The following is an 18958-nucleotide window of genomic DNA, read 5'->3' on the forward strand; positions in this document are numbered from 1 at the left end:
AACATAATTGAATACATTGAGCCGAAGTTTAAATAACTATGCAAAAGAGAAAACAAAAAGAATCCAATAAAAATATTGGATTCTTTTTATTTAGTTCTATGCACCCATCGTGAAACAATAGGATAATGAAATTCTTTATTTTGTAATTCATATAAAATCCCTTTAAGTGGTCCTAAAATTACGGCGGCTAAAAGTATTATATATAGTGGAATTGTTCCAAAAATAACAAATAAGGAATTTGTACTCAAGTCAATGTGTAATAAGGAAAGCATGATCGTACGGATTACTACGAAGTTCCAAAGAAATACAGCGAGCCATACTCCAAATTGGAAAAGGGCTGATTCTAGATTCATCTCTTTTATACTTTGTGATTTGAAAACGAAATAAAGTATGAGCGGTATAAAGAAAAGTGTATTACCAAAGAGGAAAAAGGCCAAGAAAGATAATAAAGTAATTGCATGTATCACTAGTTTAATGTTTTTATCTTGTGATAGTATCATTAAAATCCTCCTATATTTAATTTAGATGGTAAAAAACAATATAAACCATTATATCATAGGAAATATGAAATCTAAATAATCATACTATTCGCTGTATTAAGCATAATTTTTCATAAGATTACTCAGAAAGTAATCAAAATGCAACTAATTTTTCCTCTGTTTTTTATATTTTTTTGATACACTGGCTACGAGAGGAATGCCAATTAAGGTAGGTAAAAACCAAAACCATATAGGCGGCAGTAAATTAATAATTGGAATATGAATTCCGACGTTTACTAAAAGTGCGGTTACGGCACCGATATAGGAGCCTAACATACCTCTAATATGGTGGCGAATCCAATTTTTCCAACGCTTTTTTCTTGCAAGGTAGCCATAAATCGCAAATGAATAAGAGAAAATTGCTACATAAAATAAATATGCGATTTCATCCCACTTTATAATGGCCAATATAATTGCCGTCAGGGTTATGACAACATAAGATGCATGATATATTTCGCCCCATTCCGTATGTTTTCCTTTCTTTTTTTGAGCAACCATCGCTACAATACCAGTAATTAAACATATGGTTCCAAATAATATGTGTATGGTCAAAAGAATGTTGAAAATGCTCATAAAAGTTCCTCCTTTTTTATTTTTATAGTATTGCAGTATAGGAGAAAAGTTGAAAAATATAGTTAGTTCGCCTTAATATATTGAAATAAAGGTATTCCTAGAACAAAATGAAATGATTAAATTTTTTCTCAAATTTAGTGAGATGAGTATTACGTTAAATGAAGGAGAGACTTCTATGTTTACATCTATCACATACTTACAATCTGGGAACGATAAACAACAAAAAGTTTACGAAGTTATGAATAAACTAAACATAATGGCGGATTTAGCTTTGTATAGTCCTGTACTTTGCGGGACAATCCCTATTAGAATTGATACCCTTCACTCTGACTTGGATATTGTAATGGAAGTACATGATTATGATGTTTTTGAACAGGAAATTAGATCTTTGTATGGTTCATATGAAGGATTTGAAATGAAAAAGAAAAACATTAGAAATATCTTAACAATAAAGGCAACTTTTCAATTTGAAGGTTTTGAATTTGAATTATTTGGTCAACCGCGGCCAGTGCGTAACCAAAATGCATATAAACATATGATAGTGGAGCACATGCTATTAATACAGCATCCCCATATTAGAAAAAAAATCATCCAATTAAAAGAACAAGGCATAAAAACAGAACCAGCTTTTGCACAAGTATTAAAAATTGACGGAGATCCTTATGAAGAACTTATTTTATTAGGACAGGAAATGAGATTGTGGTAAATAAGGTACACATAAAAATCCTCTTTATATAAAAGAGGATTTTTATTATGCCATTAACTTACGAATCAAATTACTTAATATATAAATATCTTGAGTAATTTGTTCAGGGGAAGCATATCCATACGATAAGCGTATGCACTGATCCGATTCTTCTTCATAAATACGTCCTGGGTTTAAAAGAACTCCCTTTGATAGTGCTTCTGAAAACAGTTTTTTCATTGGAATGTTAGGTACAACCGTTAGCCATATAAAAAATCCACCACTTGGAATATCCCATGTAGCAATATCTGCACAATACTTGTCTAAAGCTTGTAACATCATTCGTCTGCGCTCTTTCAGGTGGATCCTTACGTTCGCAACGTGTTCTTCATAAAATCCTTTACTCAACCATTCTGCAGCAACTCTTTGTGATAAAGAACTTGATCCATAGTCAGTTTGCATTTTTATGTCTGACAATCTCTCAATAACAGGCTCTGGCCCGATAATCCAACCAATCCTAAGTCCTGGGCTAAGTGTTTTAGATAGACTACCGATATATAAAACATGCCCATGTTTATCCATCGACTTTAAAGGAGGAGGCGGTAGTTCATCCATCCATAACTCACGGTAAATATCATCTTCAATGATAGGCAATTGTTCTTTTTCGCAAACTTTTAGTATCTCTTTTCGTCGCTCTTTGGACATTAATACCCCCGTTGGATTTTGAAAGCAAGGTATCAAATATAAAATATTTTTCTTTTGACTATATTTAATTCGTCTTAACAAGTCATTAGGGAAAATGCCCTGTTGATCCATATGTATTCCAGCAAGGTGGATATTAGCTGATTGAAATACGTGAAGCGAATATAAGTAAGAAGGTTGTTCAAGTAATACAGTTGATTCTCTATGTAATAGACCGATTGATATTAATTGTAATGCCTGTAATGCACCAGAGACTATTAATATAGAACTTGGTGATGCATTTATTCCAAATGATTTTACATAATTACTTATTGCTTCACGTAAAGGGAAATATCCTTTTTATTCTTCATATCCGAAATAATCTAGTTCCTCACATACGTTTTGCATAATGAATTGCATAGTTTCTAACGGGAAAAGATGAGGTGCAAGTTCACCTTTACTAAGATGGATAAGTTTTTTATTTGCTTCTGCCTCATTTATTTCTCGTACCATTAATTTGCTTGGTTTATGAATACCAGCCTTTACATATTCACTCCAATCGGGCGGGGGATTAGTCGCTAATAATGACCATGTATTATTCTTTACAATTGTTCCTGACCCGATTTGCCCTTGAATTAAGCCATCTGCCATAAGTTCTTCTAGTGCGGTTATTACAGTACTACGATTTACATGAAATAATTTCGCTAACTGCCGCTGGCTAGGAACCTTACTTCCAATCGGCCATTCTCCGTATTCAATTTTTTCTTTCATATAGTCTATTATCTGCCGATATTTAGGCAGTTTTTTATCAGTAGACATATTAAAAACTCCCTCATTCATTTTAAAAATGCAAAGTGGTTGGTTTTTTCGAGGATTAACTGGTTGAAGACATTGTATCAACTATTAAATATGATGAAAAGAAATAATTGGTAATCAGAAAATGGCTGGTTTATTGGAGAGGGAGAGAAAATATGCATAATAAAAAATGGGATTTTCGTATTGTATGTGCTCACGCTTTTACGATTCTTATATGGGGAACAGCTTTTCCAGGAATTCGGATGGGACTTGAAGCTTACACACCTGAACACCTCACATTGCTACGATTACTAATCGCTTCTTTGATTCTTCTTCTATTTTCACTTATATACAAATTAAGTTTACCTGATTTGAAAGATATTCCAGTAATTTTTATATTTGGCGCTCTGGGGTTTACGATTTATCATATTGCACTGAATTACGGTGAAAAGAGTGTGAATGCTGGACCTGCTAGTTTCATTGTATCGGTAACACCGATATTAACTGCAATTCTTGCTTCTATTTTTTTGAATGAAAAAATGAAATTTAATGGTTGGATTGGTGGTGTAATTTGTTTAATAGGAATTGCTTTTTTATCGTTAAGTCAAGGAGATTCCATTCAATTGAATAGTGGGGGATTACTAATATTATTGGCGGCAATTTCAGAAAGTCTATTTTTCGTTTTTCAAAGGCCATACTTAAAAAAGTACGGTTTCTTGCCATTTACAATATATACAATTTGGTCTGGCACTGTATTTATGCTTATTTTTTTGCCAGGGATTTATCAAGAAATCGTAACAGCTCCTATAGAAATTACTTTGAGTGTTATATATTTAGGTATGTTCCCGACAGTACTGCCGTATATTGCATTAGCATATATTACATCCCATGCCAGTGCTTCTGAGGCAACAAGTTCTCTATATTTAACACCAGTAACTGCATGTATTATCGCTTGGATATGGTTAGGTGAGGTGCCAACCTTTGTTTCGATAATTGGAGGGGGAATTACTATACTTGGAGTTGTGATTGCTCATTTAACATTTAATAAAGATGATTATAAGCAAATTGAGAGTGAAAAAGTATGGTAAGACATCCCTGCGAGTATTTGCAATTTGAATGCAAAATTTCGGATTAATAACAGGCTTTCAATTCTATAAATATAGTGGGAAAAATTTATATTAAAATCAGTTAGTCCAATATTTGTACGAGATTTAATTAAACTGGTAGATTATTTATCTGCAAAAGAACTAGCATAATGCTAGTTCTTTTTTATCAATACATTACTCACCATTAATATTTGCTTAGAACTGTATAGATTTAAATTATTTCCACATATACATAATTATCTTACCTATGAAAGGAGTGCATTTCTTGGAGAAGGTTTTATTTTTTGGAGACCCAGGTATTGATGATTCGTTTGCAATTATGTATGGCTTACTGCATCCTGAAATTGAAATTGTTGGTATCGTAACTGGATATGGAAATGTTGAACATATACATGCCGCTCATAATGCCGCATATATTTTACAGTTAGCAAACAGACAAGATATTCCTGTAATTAGCGGTGCAACAGGCCCACTTACAAATGAGATTACAACGTATTACCCTGAAATCCATGGACCAGAAGGATTAGGACCCATCCATATACCGGAAAGTGTGTTATCTATTCCTATATACAATTTTGGTAGTATTGCTGCGATTCTTGTAAAGTATGGCGAAGATTTAACAATTGTCGATGTAGGAAGATCTACCTCGTTAGCGATTGCTTTTAATTTATGGAACGACTTGATGTTAAATATAAAAGGAATTTATTTTATGGGTGGTGTCTTTTTAGAAGCAGGGAATGTTACTCCATTAGCAGAGGCAAACGTGTACGGAGATCCTATAGCAAGTCAAATTGTATTTCAGCAAGCGAAAAATATAACGTTATTCCCTTTAAATGTAACAAATAAAACAGTTTTAACCCCAAATGTATTTACTTATATTTTAGCTAATACAAAAAATCCATTTAAACCGATTATGAAACCCATGTACGATTATTATTTATCAGCATACCAAAAGCTTAATCCATCTATTGAAGGGCCATTATTACACGATGTACTTGCTATAAGCGGTTTAGTGAATCCTACTTTTTTAAATTATACATCCCGAAAAGTGACTGTGGATATTTGCGGCGAAACGAAGGGACAAACTTTTGCTGATTTTCGCCCACACTCTAAATCTGAAGGGGCGCGTATAGCTTTACAATTAGATGAGGAAAAATTTATTCAGGATTTTATGAAAATCATGTTATAAGTTTATGTCGAAAAAGGGAATCATTTCACTCCGTTGAATATAAAAGATAAATTCTCTTTTTAAAGGAGCTTAAAATAGTGAACGTCCAATTAAAAATTGTTACGAGAGAAAATTGGGAAGATACATTAAAGTTACAAGTTAAAGAAAATCAAATACAATTTGTTCCGGCAGTGGCAGTATCACTTGCTAAAGTATACATAAAACCAGATGGTGCAAATGTCGAATATATTCCATTCGCTATATATAATGGTGACCTTATAGTTGGTTTTGTTATGCATGCTTTTGTACGAGAGTCAACAGATATGTATTGGATTAACGGATTTATCATTGATGAAAAAGAGCAAGGAAAAGGATATGGAAAAGCAGCATTACAGGAACTCATTAACTTAATAAAAAATAACTTTAAAGAGTGTGAGGAAATTAGATTAACTGTCCATAAAGATAATATTTATGCAAAGAAACTATATGAAGGTTATGGTTTTAAACCATTAGGAAATGTATATGACGGCGAGGAAGTATATCGCTTATTGTTGTTGAAATAAAGATGTACTGTTTTGAATAAAGTTATATCGTGTATTTATAGTGAAAAGGAAGAGAACATCTAGAATTGAAAGATCGATTAAGAAACTGCTTAGAAACAATAAGTTGTTCCGTTAAAGGGAGCCATATTGCGGAGAAGTGATTTTACTAAATTATTGCAAACCAAATTCACGCAATTATTTAAACATTTTATTATAAAACAGTATTTATATATACTTAAACTATCATTAATAAAAACATCAATGGAGGAACTAATATGAAAGAAAGTAATAAAGAGGAGTTATCACTAGAGCAACGTGAAGAATTATTACAAACATTGAAAGATCGTTTTGAGAATAACATGAACCGCCATACAGGTCTAGAGTGGGCTAATGTTCAAAAGAAGCTGGATGTTAATGCTGAAAAGTTGTGGTCACTCAATGAAATGGAACGAACTGGTGGCGAACCTGATGTTGTTGATTTTGATAAAGAAAACGGCGAATACATTTTTTATGATTGTTCAGCAGAAAGTCCTAAAGGGCGTAGAAGTGTTTGTTACGATCTTGAAGCGTTAGAATCAAGAAAGAAACATAAACCAGAAAATAACGCTATTGATATGGCAACTGCCATGGGTATTGAACTATTAACGGAAGAAGAATATCGTGCGTTGCATAATCTTGAAAATTTCGATATGAAGACGTCGAGTTGGGTGCAAACACCTTCTTCTGTTAGAGAACTTGGCGGTGCCCTTTTTTGCGATTATCGCTTTGGCCATGTCTTTGTGTATCACAACGGAGCAGAATCCTACTATGCCGCAAGGGGTTTTCGAGGTTCACTAAGAGTCTAAAATTTGTACAAACAGGTAAATTTGAATTTGAGAATGAATTTACCTAGAGAAATTCATTCTTTAGCTATTAGCTTCAATTGTGGAGCCACATAGAAAGGGAATAATCAAACCTTTTTATAAACGAATGAATCAACTAAAAAAGAGTATGTTTTGATAATTTTCTTCATAAACATACTCTTTTTTAGAATCATTTATCAAAATTATTAGTTTTAATTTAAAAAATGTTCTCTTACAGTTATTAATAATGTTCATCCCTATGAAACACCTATGATTTATATTATCCCGCTTTTAAATGACAATTTTCGAGCAAGTATAAAGTGAATGATTAGGAGGAATACAAGATGAAAAGTAAATTCCATCATATTGTACGAGCTATCATGATAAAAGATGAAAAATTACTAGTTGCTGAATACATAGGGCATCACTATTTTTTACCCGGTGGCCATGTTGAAATTGGAGAATCAGTAGAGAATGCACTACTAAGAGAGTTACGGGAAGAACTTGGAGTAACTTGCAGTATAAAACAATTTTTAGGCGTCATAGAAAATCAATGGCAAGACAACGAAACCCTCCACCATGAAATTAACCACATTTTTGAAATAGATTCAAATGAGTTAAAATCCGATTTCACTCCAATATCTAAAGAGTCCCATTTAGCATTTCACTGGATTGATTTTAATAAAGAAAATATAAATTCCTATACAATAATGCTGACACCTTCAGTAAAAGAATTACTAGAAAGAAAATTAAGTGATGAACTATTAACTTGCTGGATTAGTAACTTTTAATTGTCTCTATTTATATTAATTCCGTCCACTAAAAGAATATAAAGAAAATAGGCTCATAAACAAGGTACATCACCTAGTGTAAAGTCATATTTTGTTGATGTACGCATTTAGTCTATAGCCTTATTTCTACTTTATTTCTAAAAGTAAATAAACTCGAAAATTTGGACGGAATTTACATTTGTAAATGGAGGGTTTCATAATGAATGAGTTTCAACAAGAACTACAAGCGTTAAACCTTAATGCTTATCAACCTGGTAATGTTGTGTATTGGGATCAGCAACAAAATCAATATCCATATTACTACATTCAAGACGATGCACGTCGTTGTGGCGGATGCGGTGGCGGCGGACGTTGTGGCGGTGGCGGCTGTGGTGGTCGCTGTGGTGGTTGTGGCGGCGGACGTTGCGGCGGTTGCGTAGGTTGTGTAGGCTGTGGTGGTTGTTTCAGCTGTTCTAATTGCTGGAACTGGTGGATTATTTAAGTACTATAGATCAATAATATTTCACATGAAAGAAAAGTGCAGATGCAAAGTTATAATGTATTGAAACTTTTCTTTCATGCTGTTATTTTTATATGTTTTAGGGGGATATTTATTTGTACAAATATGAAAAATTAATTTCATGGGTAGAAAACATTAAAGAGACAAATCAAAGTTCTACGGCAGCACTTTGTATTATGAAAGATAATAAGATTGTGCTAGAGCATTATAGTGGAACGCATTCAAATACTCCTACTAGTAAAAAAGTAACTATATCTTCACAATTCAATGTCGCTTCCGCAAGAAAAAGCTATTTAGGATTAATGGTAGCTTATGCAGTTTATGAGGGGAAAATAAAATCTCTTGATGACGAGGCTGTAAATTATTTTAAAGAATATGATCCTTCATTACTTGGAAAGACAACGATAAGACATTTAGTAACTCATTCACACGGTTTAAATGAAACCGATGATGGGACAGCTTTTCGTGAATTTGAGCCGGGACAAGCTTGGGCGTACAGAGATATTAATGTAAGAATGGTGACGCAGCTTATTTATCAACTGTATAATAAGAGTTTTCCTGAACTATTAAAGGAGCGTGTATTCATACCTGCTGATTTCAAAGAAACTGGATGGAGAATAAAACAAGATGATAATTTAGTTAAGGTTGTTGTAAACCCAGATGAAGATGCAATAAGTAGTGTTGGTGCAGTAGATGACGGCTCCGAGAAAAATCTTTTTGTCTCTTCGAGAGAATTTGCCTACTGGGGGAACCTGCATTTAAATAAAGGGTTTTTAAATGGTAAACAAATTGTGCCAAAAGAAGTTATAGCACTTGCTACGAGCTTACAAAGTCCAGAGTATACAAATAAAGAACTACCTCAAAACGGGTTGTTTTGGTTCGTTCAAAATGAACCTGCTCTATTTAGCGAACTTGGTGAGCGAGTTCCTAAAGGTTCCTATCAAATATTAGGAATTACAGGACCAACGATATTAGTCATTCCAGAATATAATGTCGTCGTTGCTAAAATGTACAATAAAAGATACAACTATGGTGGGGATAATTATTTATATTATTTACGCGAGTTTAGCAATTTAGTCGCTGATACATTTAGTAGCGGTAATAGGGCATAATTACTCCTATAACAAAAAGGAGTGAACGAAAGTGAAAGATAAAGTGAGCAAAAATAAAAAGCAAAATATAAAAGATGTAAATACAGAACAAAATGCGATTTATAGCGATCCGAAAGATGCAGCTAATATGCAAACTGTACCGCAACCGAAAGATTTCGAGGAAATTGAATATTAATTTTCTCTCCGACTTTTTTATGAAAGAAAAATACGTCTTAAGTCTCATCACATTTAGAAAATTATTTGATAATATATGTACATAAGCATTTGAAAATGTCTTATCTTAACAAAGCTTTCTTTAAATATATCTGTATATAACCTACAAAAAGGCACTTCTTTATGAAGTGTCTTTTTGTATAAACTAAGTTAATTTCCATTTTCCGTACAGTATCTTGCATTTAAACATGGATATACTAACTGTGAAAATTCATGTCATGATAAAAGAAGAGGACAGTTAGTATGAAACAAAAATCAATAAATCCGTTGCTAATTGTTCTAGGTACAATCATTGTTCAAATTGGCCTAGGAACAATTTATACATGGAGTTTGTTTAATCAACCCCTTGTTAGTAAGTTCGGCTGGAACCTAAATGCAGTAGCAATAACTTTCTCTATCACGAGCTTTTCTTTATCTTTCTCAACTTTATTCGCAGGAAAGTTACAGAAAAAGTTAGGACTTCGTAAACTTATCGCTACGGCAGGAATTGTTCTAGGACTCGGTTTAATACTTAGTTCACAAGTTTCTTCATTACCACTACTTTATTTATTAGCCGGTGTTGTCGTTGGCTATGCAGATGGAACAGCTTATATTACATCACTATCTAATTTAATTAAATGGTTTCCAAACCGTAAAGGGCTTATTTCTGGTATATCTGTTTCAGCGTATGGAATGGGTAGCTTAATCTTTAGATATGTAAACGGAAATCTTATCGATAGTTTTGGTGTATCACAAGCATTTTTATATTGGGGTATTATCGTCTTGCTTTTAGTATTAATCGGATCGTTCTTCTTACGCGAAGCAACTGTAAGTAACACCGCAACTGAAACATTACACAATGACTATACTCCACGTGAAATGATGCGAACTAAACAAGTATATTTCTTGTTTTTCATGTTATTCACTTCCTGTATGGGTGGTTTATATTTAATTGGTATGGTAAAAGACATTGGAGTGCAGCTCGTTGGTCTTAGTGCAGCAACCGCAGCTAACGCCGTCGCAATGATTGCAATCTTTAATACAATAGGTAGAATTATTCTTGGAACGTTATCAGATAAAATAGGTCGATTAAAAATTGTCTCTGCTACATTTATTATTATTGGATTATCCGTCTTTACTTTAAGTTTTATTCCACTAAATTACGGGATTTATTTTGCTTGTGTAGCAAGTGTTGCTTTTTGCTTTGGTGGTAATATCACCATCTTCCCAGCAATTGTGGGAGACTTCTTCGGATTAAAAAATCATAGTACAAATTACGGTATTGTTTACCAAGGTTTCGGATTTGGTGCACTTGCAGGATCATTCATCGGTGCAATACTTGGAGGGTTTCAACCAACCTTCATTACAATTGGTGTTTTAAGTATTATATCATTCGTTATCTCTATAGTAATTCGCCCTCCAAATGCAGAAAAGAAGAAGGAAATAAAACAGTTAAATCGAAAAATAGCTTAATGCTTAGAAAGAGTCCTTATACTAGGGCTCTTTTTCATTACAAAATACTGTATAAACAATAGATGACATTCAAAAAATCTAATTTTATCCTTGTACTTATTTCATAATCTAACATTAAAGAAGATAGGACATTCCGATTATTAAATTGAATAAATAATATAAAGGGGCGTGATAGTTAAAATGAAAATAGTAAAGCAATAGGTACAAGAAGATAGTGATTACATAAGAGAAAAAGTAATTAAATATAACCAAAAACAACTTTCAAATGAAGAAAAAACACTTTCAGAAAAGATTAGTTTTATAGTGAAAAATGAAAAAGAAGAAATAGTAGGAGGGATAACGGCAATCACATTTTGGCACCATGTACATGTTGACTTCCTATGGGTTTCTGAAGAATATAGACACGAAGGTTACGGAAGCAATTTAATGAATCTTATTGAAGAATTTGCAATTGAAAAAGAATGTAGGCTCATCAAATTAGATACTTTTAGTTTCCAAGCCCCTAATTTCTATAAGAAGCATGGGTATAAAGTGATCGGAGTCAGTAAAGGTCATCCTAAAGGACATAATCACTACTATTTAGAAAAAAGGTTGTAAAAAGCATATTGAATTTATAGTTGCTATTGCTTGGTATTCTTTAAACGAATCGATTTTTCAACATTTAGAGGGCGTATTTTGATTATTCTTTTTCAAAACACGTTCTTTTTCTTTTTTGTGAATAAAAACAATTTAATGATAGAATGAAACGAAGACAGAAAATTCTTATCATTAAAAGGGGTTACCTATGAAAAAAGTAAATGTTACATACGCGCTTCTATATGATGAAACTCATGAAAAGCTATTAATGGTTAAAAATAAAGGGAAAAATGGTTCTTATTACACTTTACCAGGTGGAGCAGTTAAATTTGGTGAAACGTTAGAAGAGGCAGCAATTCGTGAAGTAAAAGAAGAAACAGGGCTAGATATATCCGTAAAAGGAATTTGTTCCATTAGTGAAGCCTTTTTTGAGGAGAGAGGACATCATGCAATCTTCTTTAATTTTTTAGGAGAAATAATAGGAGGAGAAATATGTATATCGCGTCCAAAAGAGATTGAAGAGATTACCTGGATGGAATTAGATTCAGCAGAACCTTATTTACGTATACCAGAACACTTAAAAGGTGTTTTACAAAAGAAAGAAATAGTTCCTTATATTTTTAATGGAACTATTATTCATCAATCTTCATAAAGATAGTATTTCATTTAAGGCGGGGGAAAAATGGAGTTTATCATTAATCACAAACAATTTACACAAGCTCTTTCAGAAGTAAGTAAAGCTATCTCAACAAAAACTTTAATTCCTATATTATCCGGAATAAAAATAACAGCAGATCAATCTGGAATTACTTTAATCGCAAGCAATTCGAATATTTTCATTGAAAAATTTATACCTATTTCAATTGAAGACGAACAAATTGCAACTATTTTAAAAGCAGGGAGTATTGTTGTACCAGCAAAGTATTTCATTGAAATTATTAAAAAAATGCCAAGTGAGATTTTAATAACAAGTATGAATGAGCAATTGATTACAATTCAATCTGATGAAATTACTTTAAACTTAAATGGATTCTCGGCGAACGACTTTCCAAATGTACCATTTATAGACGAACATGCAGAAATACAAGTAGAAACGGAACAGTTGCTTGAAGTCTTTAAACAAACTGTCTTTGCAGCTGCTAAAAATGAATCTAGACCCGTTCTTACTGGTGTACATTTCGTTATTGATCATAACAAATTAATTTGTGCTGCTACTGATTCGCACAGACTGGCTTTACGTGAAATACCCATTTCTTCACATGCGAAATTAAATTGCATTGTACCAAGTTCCACTATTAGTGAACTACTAAAATTAATGAACAGTAATTCAAATTTAGTATACATATATCTTTCAGAGAGTCACATTATTTTTAAATTCAGTACAATTACGTTGTATTCAAGGCTTATTGAAGGAAAATATCCTAATATATTCGGCCTAATTCCAAATGAATCCCAAACGGTTATTAATATAGATAGAAAAAAGATTTTACAAGGTGTAGATCGGTCAAGTTTATTGGCTAGTGAATGGGCAAACAACAACGTTAACTTAGAAATCATCGACGAATTCACAATACAAATCTCTTCTAACGCTTCTCAGATTGGTAAAATATCAGAAACACAACACATCGATGCTATTCACGGTGAAAAGCAATTAAATATATCTTTCGATGGACGATATATGGTCGATACTTTAAAAGCAATAAAAGAAGATAGAGTTACTTTAAGTTTTGGTGGTTCCATGAGACCGATATTAATTGAGGCAGGTGAACAATCTGCAGCAGTATATTTAATATCACCTGTTAGAACTTATTGAGAACAAAGTGATGCTGAGACTGTTCCTTCTTTTATAGAATGAGCCAGTCGCAAAACATCCTCTAGTCAAAATATTTTTGAAGAAAAGGTTTCTGGGTAGTAGAGGGTTTACGAAGTGTTGTCCATTAACAAGATGCTATATGTGACATACCCGAAAATCCAATTTCACATTTTCCTATACTGTGACTTTTCTGTGTTATCATGAACTGTGAAAAGGTGTTTTTTATTTGGAATGAATTTGTAACAAAATAATTATGAAGATGATCAACTAATAAATTTTTACACATAAGGAGATAAAACTATGGCAAAAAACAAATTACTAAGAATGGACAATATCGGCATCGTTGTAGAATCCCTTGATGACGCAATCTCTTTCTTCGAGGAGATTGGCTTGAACCTCGAAGGGCGAACCACTGTCGAAGGTGAATGGTCCGGTCGCGTAACTGGATTGGGTTCTCAGTGCGTAGAGATTGCTGTGATGGTTACCCCAGATGGCCACAGCCGAATTGAACTTTCGCGATTTCTCACCCCACCTACTATAGCAGATCACCGGACTGCTCCTGTAAACGCCCTCGGTTATCTACGCGTCATGTTCACCGTTGAAGACATTGACGAAATGGTATCCAGACTTACTAAGAATGGTGCTCAGCTCGTTGGCGAAGTGGTTCAGTACGAGGACTCGTATCGGCTCTGTTACATTCGTGGAACTGAAGGACTTCTAATCGGTTTGGCGGAACAACTCGGTAACAAATAAGTAAGTGGATGTTTTATAAAAAGCCTTTACTGCAATATACATTACTGAAGTGAAAATTGAAACTTTGGGTATATATAACTAGCATTACTATTATAATGCCCTTAATTATTTACTTAGCATTGGCAGCCTCTAGCGAAAAAGATACTCTTACTCAATTAAAAAAGGCCCAAAATATCCCATCTGCTATTCAAGATTCAAACAATATAGAAGACCCTACAGGATATTAGACAAAAGAAAAGATGAAAAATGAAATTCCAGTAGATAAAATAGAGGATTTTAATAGATGAGTCATATATGAATAAAAAGCGAACCATCAATATTAAATCGGTTCGCTTTTTATTATAATTATACCTCTCGCCACCAAGCTGACGTAGGATACTCTTTAGATTTTAACGTAATAGCTTCACCGATTTGCGGCGTTGCAATATTAACCCCTAAACGATTTGCTTCTTTCGTAACTCGCTCAATTGGATCACTCCATTCATGTAATGATAATGTAAAAGCACCCCAATGAATAGGAACAAGCAATTCTCCTTTAACGTCAATATGAGCTTGCACTGTTTCTTCTGGCAACATATGAATTGCAGACCATCTCGTATCGTATTGCCCGCATTCCATTAAAGTAAGATCGAATGGACCGTATTTATTACCAATTTCCTCAAAGTGCGGAGCATATCCACTATCACCACTAAAGAAGACTTTCGTTTCTTGACCAAGGATAACCCATGAACACCATAACGAACTATCTCTATCTGTCATACTTCGTCCAGAAAAATGCCTTGCAGGTGTACAAACTAATTTAATATTATCAAACGTAATTTCATCCCACCAATTATGCTCACTAATTTTACTAGGTGAAACACCCCATTTAATAAGATAACGCGCAACTCCAGTCGGAACATAAAAGTGCTTTGCACGATCTTTTAACTGCATAATACTTTTGTAATTTAAATGGTCATAGTGATTATGCGAAATGATAATCGCATCAATTTCCTGAAGGTCTTCACGTTCTAAAGAAAAAGCACCACTATAACGTTTACTATTAAAAACAGGAAACGGGGAAGAGGCATCGCCAAACATAGGATCTAATAACAGCTTTTTACCTTCTATTTTTAAAAGAGCAGCAGAATGTCCAAACCATGTAATACTCTCTAAAGACTCATTATCTTTATTCGATAAAACAATAGGTAAATTCTTTATAGGACGCAGCTTTGTTTTTATTTTAAAGTAATCAGTCATTAAACCTATAATATCTTTTGGTTTAAAACTTACATCAGTATGAATTTGATTTATATATTTCTTTTTCATTAGTTCTCCTTTTTACGTTTAACAATATACGTATGTTGTTATTCTAACTGTTATTAGTGTAAACTATATCGTTTTACCTTTCATCTTTAATGCAGTACATTTAATAAATTCTTCAAATTTATTATTTATATATATAAAATAGAATTCATTTAGCAGCAGCTAAAACTAATATTATGTATTTGTAAATTGTTTTGTTTAAGTAAATTCTTTCTCATACACAACAAAGAACGTACGTTTCGTTATATGTTATAGAAGCTGGTAGGTAACTAATTATCCAAAGGAAGGAGATTCTATAAATGCTGGAAGAAAGAAAAAAGAAGTCAAAATGTAAACTATCAAAATCTGAAATGATTCAGCTTTATACAGAAGGGAAGAGTACCTCAGAAATAGCTGTACTTGCCAATGTGTCTGCTAGGTATATATGCATGGTTTTAACAGACAATAACGTTCCAAGACGAGCAAGAGGTAGTTGGAAGAGAAAGTATGCCATAAAAGAAGATTATTTTAAAACTTGGTCAAATAATATGGCTTATATTTTAGGATTTATAACAGCAGACGGTGTTATACCAAAAGAAAATCAATGCGTCAGTATCTCGCAAAAAGAAAGTAACATTCTAAACGATATAAAAAAAGAATTAAACACAAACCAGCCACTTTACCAAAACAAAAAAACAGGCGTATATATGTTAAACCTCAATAGTAAAATAATTAAAGACGATCTTATGAATATCCACGGAATCAAGCCGTGTAAATCATTTACTGTAGAATTTCCATTCGTACCAGAAGAATATCTGCATCATTTTATTCGAGGGTATTTTGATGGAGATGGTTATGTCAATTATGAAACATATACAGTAAGTTTTGTAGGAGGATCATATAATTTTATGAACTCTTTAAACCAAGTTCTGCAAAATTACAACTTAAATTCTAACCTTTTAAATCAAAATACACATTATCGTGTCATGCTGACTGGGAGAAAATCAATTCAGCTTTTTGCAAATTGGATTTATAAAGACAAAGATATATATTTGCATAGAAAATATGAAATATTTCAGAAAGAAAGTCTAAGTTTAGACCAATTACAAGATCGAAAACTTAAAAGAACTCAAGCTGCTGTTAAGCAAAGAAAACAAAATTTCCTTAACGAATATATGAAAAACAAATGTAATGCTACAGCTTGTTCCAATTTAGAAATAAGCGAATTAACTTTTATAAGTTGGATAAAAAATGATAATCAATTTAAAAAAGAATATGAACAAATTAATTCAATATATATAAATATTGATAATACAATATAAAATTCTAGAAAACCTTAGTATAGGTATTAAGATAGCCATACTAAGGTTTTTAATTTGAGATTATTAAAGGGTACTTATTTTTATTTATAGAACATAGTAAATACATAGATTTTACAATTAACTTATTTAAAAAGGAGGGATGTAATGATGCTTGCTAATAATACTCTAGAGAAAATACTACAAATAGCTTATGAGACTAAAATGATTTCATCTAGAGATAATTCTCCAACTATAAAAATAAGTGAAACAAATCTTCAATATTTACTTGTTATGCTTCATCTTAGAATTGAATCAAATACTATAAAGACAGTACTAAATTGGACTAATGAAGAATTTGAAAAGGATAGGAGAAGGCTACTATACGACGTGTATGGTTATAACAGCTTATAAAGGGAATACATTGTATAACCTATGTAACCCTCTAATTAAACCTACACTTAAAATGATTGAGAAATATTCTAATCAAATTGATATTATTTCTAAAAGAATTGAAACATTTGATTATTTACCTAAAGAATCGTATAGTCTATTACTTTATAGTGGTGTGTTACTAGATTTTGGACAAATAGATAATATTGAAGAAAACTATTTAGAAACGGAACGACCTTTGAGAAATGAGAAAAGATATTATTATGCGATCCAAGAACAGGAACAAACAGACATAGAGGCATTCGGGATGTATGGTAATACGTATTTAGATTTAGGAGAAGTTCAAATTGGCCTTTATGGAAACACACGATATTCAACCTTAAATTTAATAACAGCGAATAAGGAAATACTTGAAGAACATTTTCACGATGCTATTACTGATATTAATTACGCGAAAAAGCAATTAGTAAAAATTTTTGCAGCAGTAGATAGTCAAATAGACTTAAATTTAAATGTATTTTACGAAAAACTAGGCTTAAATCAAAATGCACAGCCTATTATTCCAGTTTTTAAAACAAACGACTTATCTATTCTTAGCGAAATCGCTAACACAATTAGTGAAGAATTAATCTTATTGTTAAAGGGAAATGATCAACCTCTTAAAGAATATTACGTAAGCAGCAGATACTCAATGGAAATAACCTATGAAGAATTTTTTATATGGTGGTATCACTTTTTCTATACAAAAGTAACTGATGAATTAATAAAACAAGACGTAATTAAAAGCAGCTCTCGAGGGAATCAAACATATATAACTCTTTAAACTGTATGTATAGAATTTAACTTCACATTGTAGCAGGAAGATACGTGTATGACTGTTATATGCTTAGTTAGGCACGAGGAAACTGAGTGAAATGCTATCGGAAAGCTCCAAGGTCGCGAGAACATTAAGCTAAATAAAAATGGTAAACAACAAGCTGAAAAATGCGGTTTATATTTACGTGAAAAACAGTGGGACATTACTTTTTACTGCTTGTATCAGTAGCATCTATTACCATCAAGAACAATGGAAAATAAGTGGATACAACAAAATAGATCATTTGTGAACAGATAATAGTTCAGAAGTCAGCTTAAATCAATACATAAAGAAAACACGATATAAAAAGGAGAGAAGTACATTGCAAAAGAAATTTATCAATCCGGAAACTTTGCCAGCAACTTTTGGATACTCACATATTGTTGAGGTTAGTAACGCTAAACGGACAATATACATATCTGGACAAGTAGCGATTAATGCTGATGGTCATATAGTCGGAAATGGAGATTTAGGTACACAAACGCGCCAAGTATTTGAAAATATTAAAGTAGCATTAGAAGCTTCAGAATTAAATTTTAATGATGTAGTAAAATTAACATTTTTCTTGACGGACATTTCTCAAATGGCCATTGTTAGAGATATTCGAGATCAATACATCAACACAAACAATCCACCAGCAAGTTCAGCTGTAGAAGTTAACAAATTGATTAACGATAAATTATTAATCGAAATCGAAGCAATTGCTGTAGCAAACTAATTTTAAAAAACTTATTCTGAATCATATCAACGCAATTCGTTTAAAGTGAACGAATTGCGTTGATATGATTCACTAAAATATAAATTATACACGGAAACATCCTTATCAATAACACAACATAAATAACTTAAAACAACTTTAAAAAACAAATAACCACACAATCTATAACACATTATTAACCTAATTAAAGAGGGGAGACTAACAACCAAAACTAACATATAATAAGTTTATTACTTTTTACTAGTTAACATAATATATATTATACAAAG

19 protein-coding genes and 3 pseudogenes are annotated in these 18958 nt (G+C 32.4%); 18 read left to right on the top strand and 4 right to left on the bottom strand.

Annotated features, from left to right (window positions below):
- Nucleotides 1-86: 86 nt before the first annotated feature.
- Complete coding sequence (locus tag MKX77_RS11130; RefSeq protein WP_002141962.1) at nucleotides 87-500, bottom strand: DUF4870 domain-containing protein; 414 nt, start codon at nucleotides 498-500, stop codon at nucleotides 87-89.
- A gap of 144 nt (nucleotides 501-644) precedes the next feature.
- Nucleotides 645-1112, bottom strand: coding sequence for a DUF2306 domain-containing protein (locus MKX77_RS11135; RefSeq protein ID WP_002136583.1), 468 nt, complete (start codon nucleotides 1110-1112; stop codon nucleotides 645-647).
- 175 nt (nucleotides 1113-1287) lie between these two features.
- Here MKX77_RS11135 and MKX77_RS11140 point away from each other — a divergent pair, with 175 nt between their 5' ends.
- Nucleotides 1288-1818, top strand: a complete 531-nt coding sequence (locus MKX77_RS11140; RefSeq protein ID WP_002136582.1) for a DUF4269 domain-containing protein — start codon at nucleotides 1288-1290, stop codon at nucleotides 1816-1818.
- Nucleotides 1819-1863: 45 nt separating this feature from the next.
- Here MKX77_RS11140 and pdxR read toward each other — a convergent pair.
- Nucleotides 1864-3297 (bottom strand): annotated as a pseudogene (gene pdxR / locus MKX77_RS11145) (MocR-like pyridoxine biosynthesis transcription factor PdxR).
- A gap of 152 nt (nucleotides 3298-3449) precedes the next feature.
- On the opposite strand from pdxR, the gene MKX77_RS11150 reads away from it, so the two are divergent.
- From MKX77_RS11150 to MKX77_RS11210, 13 genes are all read left to right on the top strand, one after another.
- Nucleotides 3450-4361, top strand: a complete 912-nt coding sequence (locus MKX77_RS11150; RefSeq protein ID WP_341306654.1) for a DMT family transporter — start codon at nucleotides 3450-3452, stop codon at nucleotides 4359-4361.
- A gap of 283 nt (nucleotides 4362-4644) precedes the next feature.
- Nucleotides 4645-5568: a nucleoside hydrolase gene (locus MKX77_RS11155; RefSeq protein WP_341306655.1), complete on the top strand. Its 924-nt coding sequence runs from the start codon at nucleotides 4645-4647 to the stop codon at nucleotides 5566-5568.
- A gap of 77 nt (nucleotides 5569-5645) precedes the next feature.
- Complete coding sequence (locus tag MKX77_RS11160) at nucleotides 5646-6110, top strand: GNAT family N-acetyltransferase (protein WP_341306656.1); 465 nt, start codon at nucleotides 5646-5648, stop codon at nucleotides 6108-6110.
- A gap of 254 nt (nucleotides 6111-6364) precedes the next feature.
- Nucleotides 6365-6934, top strand: coding sequence for a DUF4256 domain-containing protein (locus tag MKX77_RS11165; RefSeq protein ID WP_341306657.1), 570 nt, complete (start codon nucleotides 6365-6367; stop codon nucleotides 6932-6934).
- Nucleotides 6935-7275: 341 nt separating this feature from the next.
- Nucleotides 7276-7722 (top strand): NUDIX domain-containing protein, encoded by a 447-nt coding sequence (locus MKX77_RS11170; protein ID WP_341306658.1) that lies wholly within the window; start codon nucleotides 7276-7278, stop codon nucleotides 7720-7722.
- A 199-nt stretch (nucleotides 7723-7921) separates the two neighbouring features.
- Nucleotides 7922-8203 carry a heterocycloanthracin/sonorensin family bacteriocin gene (locus tag MKX77_RS11175; RefSeq protein WP_341306659.1) on the top strand — a complete coding sequence of 94 codons (282 nt, stop codon included), beginning with the start codon at nucleotides 7922-7924 and terminating at the stop codon, nucleotides 8201-8203.
- Between the two features lie 113 nt (nucleotides 8204-8316).
- A complete protein-coding gene (locus tag MKX77_RS11180; protein WP_341306660.1) occupies nucleotides 8317-9333 on the top strand; it encodes a serine hydrolase domain-containing protein in 1017 nt (338 codons plus the stop codon).
- A gap of 31 nt (nucleotides 9334-9364) precedes the next feature.
- Nucleotides 9365-9508: a hypothetical protein gene (locus MKX77_RS11185; protein WP_215556479.1), complete on the top strand. Its 144-nt coding sequence runs from the start codon at nucleotides 9365-9367 to the stop codon at nucleotides 9506-9508.
- Between the two features lie 281 nt (nucleotides 9509-9789).
- Nucleotides 9790-10998 carry an L-lactate MFS transporter gene (locus MKX77_RS11190; protein ID WP_341306661.1) on the top strand — a complete coding sequence of 403 codons (1209 nt, stop codon included), beginning with the start codon at nucleotides 9790-9792 and terminating at the stop codon, nucleotides 10996-10998.
- 222 nt (nucleotides 10999-11220) lie between these two features.
- Nucleotides 11221-11595: a GNAT family N-acetyltransferase gene (locus tag MKX77_RS11195; protein WP_341307952.1), complete on the top strand. Its 375-nt coding sequence runs from the start codon at nucleotides 11221-11223 to the stop codon at nucleotides 11593-11595.
- Nucleotides 11596-11782: 187 nt separating this feature from the next.
- Complete coding sequence (locus tag MKX77_RS11200) at nucleotides 11783-12226, top strand: NUDIX hydrolase (RefSeq protein ID WP_341306662.1); 444 nt, start codon at nucleotides 11783-11785, stop codon at nucleotides 12224-12226.
- A 30-nt stretch (nucleotides 12227-12256) separates the two neighbouring features.
- On the top strand, nucleotides 12257-13387 hold the full coding sequence (gene dnaN, locus MKX77_RS11205) for a DNA polymerase III subunit beta (RefSeq protein WP_341306663.1): 1131 nt from the start codon (nucleotides 12257-12259) through the stop codon (nucleotides 13385-13387).
- Between the two features lie 300 nt (nucleotides 13388-13687).
- The gene (locus MKX77_RS11210; RefSeq protein WP_215556475.1) at nucleotides 13688-14140 is read left to right on the top strand and encodes a VOC family protein; all 453 of its coding nucleotides are present in this window, start codon (nucleotides 13688-13690) and stop codon (nucleotides 14138-14140) included.
- Between the two features lie 345 nt (nucleotides 14141-14485).
- On the opposite strand, the gene MKX77_RS11215 is transcribed toward MKX77_RS11210, so the two are convergent.
- Nucleotides 14486-15448, bottom strand: a complete 963-nt coding sequence (locus tag MKX77_RS11215) for an MBL fold metallo-hydrolase (RefSeq protein ID WP_215556474.1) — start codon at nucleotides 15446-15448, stop codon at nucleotides 14486-14488.
- Between the two features lie 296 nt (nucleotides 15449-15744).
- Between MKX77_RS11215 and MKX77_RS11220 the strand changes: the two genes are divergently transcribed.
- From MKX77_RS11220 to MKX77_RS11235, 4 genes and pseudogenes are all read left to right on the top strand, one after another.
- Complete coding sequence (locus MKX77_RS11220) at nucleotides 15745-16746, top strand: LAGLIDADG family homing endonuclease (protein WP_341306664.1); 1002 nt, start codon at nucleotides 15745-15747, stop codon at nucleotides 16744-16746.
- A gap of 147 nt (nucleotides 16747-16893) precedes the next feature.
- Nucleotides 16894-17938: pseudogene (locus tag MKX77_RS11225) on the top strand (hypothetical protein).
- Between the two features lie 96 nt (nucleotides 17939-18034).
- Nucleotides 18035-18136: pseudogene (locus tag MKX77_RS11230) on the top strand (histidine phosphatase family protein); the annotation flags it as partial.
- 157 nt (nucleotides 18137-18293) lie between these two features.
- On the top strand, nucleotides 18294-18689 hold the full coding sequence (locus tag MKX77_RS11235; protein ID WP_215556472.1) for a RidA family protein: 396 nt from the start codon (nucleotides 18294-18296) through the stop codon (nucleotides 18687-18689).
- Nucleotides 18690-18958: the final 269 nt, after the last annotated feature.

Origin of the sequence: Bacillus sp. FSL R9-9410 (assembly GCF_038050385.1) — a bacterium.
GTDB classification, from domain to species: domain Bacteria; phylum Bacillota; class Bacilli; order Bacillales; family Bacillaceae_G; genus Bacillus_A; species Bacillus_A cereus_U.

Coding starts and splice junctions, on each gene's coding strand:
- MKX77_RS11130 (WP_002141962.1), bottom strand. CDS start 500: ATGATACTATCACAAGATAAAAACATTAAACTAGTGATACATGCAATT.
- MKX77_RS11135 (WP_002136583.1), bottom strand. CDS start 1,112: ATGAGCATTTTCAACATTCTTTTGACCATACACATATTATTTGGAACC.
- MKX77_RS11140 (WP_002136582.1), top strand. CDS start 1,288: ATGTTTACATCTATCACATACTTACAATCTGGGAACGATAAACAACAA.
- MKX77_RS11150 (WP_341306654.1), top strand. CDS start 3,450: ATGCATAATAAAAAATGGGATTTTCGTATTGTATGTGCTCACGCTTTT.
- MKX77_RS11165 (WP_341306657.1), top strand. CDS start 6,365: ATGAAAGAAAGTAATAAAGAGGAGTTATCACTAGAGCAACGTGAAGAA.
- MKX77_RS11170 (WP_341306658.1), top strand. CDS start 7,276: ATGAAAAGTAAATTCCATCATATTGTACGAGCTATCATGATAAAAGAT.
- MKX77_RS11175 (WP_341306659.1), top strand. CDS start 7,922: ATGAATGAGTTTCAACAAGAACTACAAGCGTTAAACCTTAATGCTTAT.
- MKX77_RS11190 (WP_341306661.1), top strand. CDS start 9,790: ATGAAACAAAAATCAATAAATCCGTTGCTAATTGTTCTAGGTACAATC.
- MKX77_RS11200 (WP_341306662.1), top strand. CDS start 11,783: ATGAAAAAAGTAAATGTTACATACGCGCTTCTATATGATGAAACTCAT.
- dnaN (WP_341306663.1), top strand. CDS start 12,257: ATGGAGTTTATCATTAATCACAAACAATTTACACAAGCTCTTTCAGAA.
- MKX77_RS11210 (WP_215556475.1), top strand. CDS start 13,688: ATGGCAAAAAACAAATTACTAAGAATGGACAATATCGGCATCGTTGTA.
- MKX77_RS11215 (WP_215556474.1), bottom strand. CDS start 15,448: ATGAAAAAGAAATATATAAATCAAATTCATACTGATGTAAGTTTTAAA.
- MKX77_RS11220 (WP_341306664.1), top strand. CDS start 15,745: ATGCTGGAAGAAAGAAAAAAGAAGTCAAAATGTAAACTATCAAAATCT.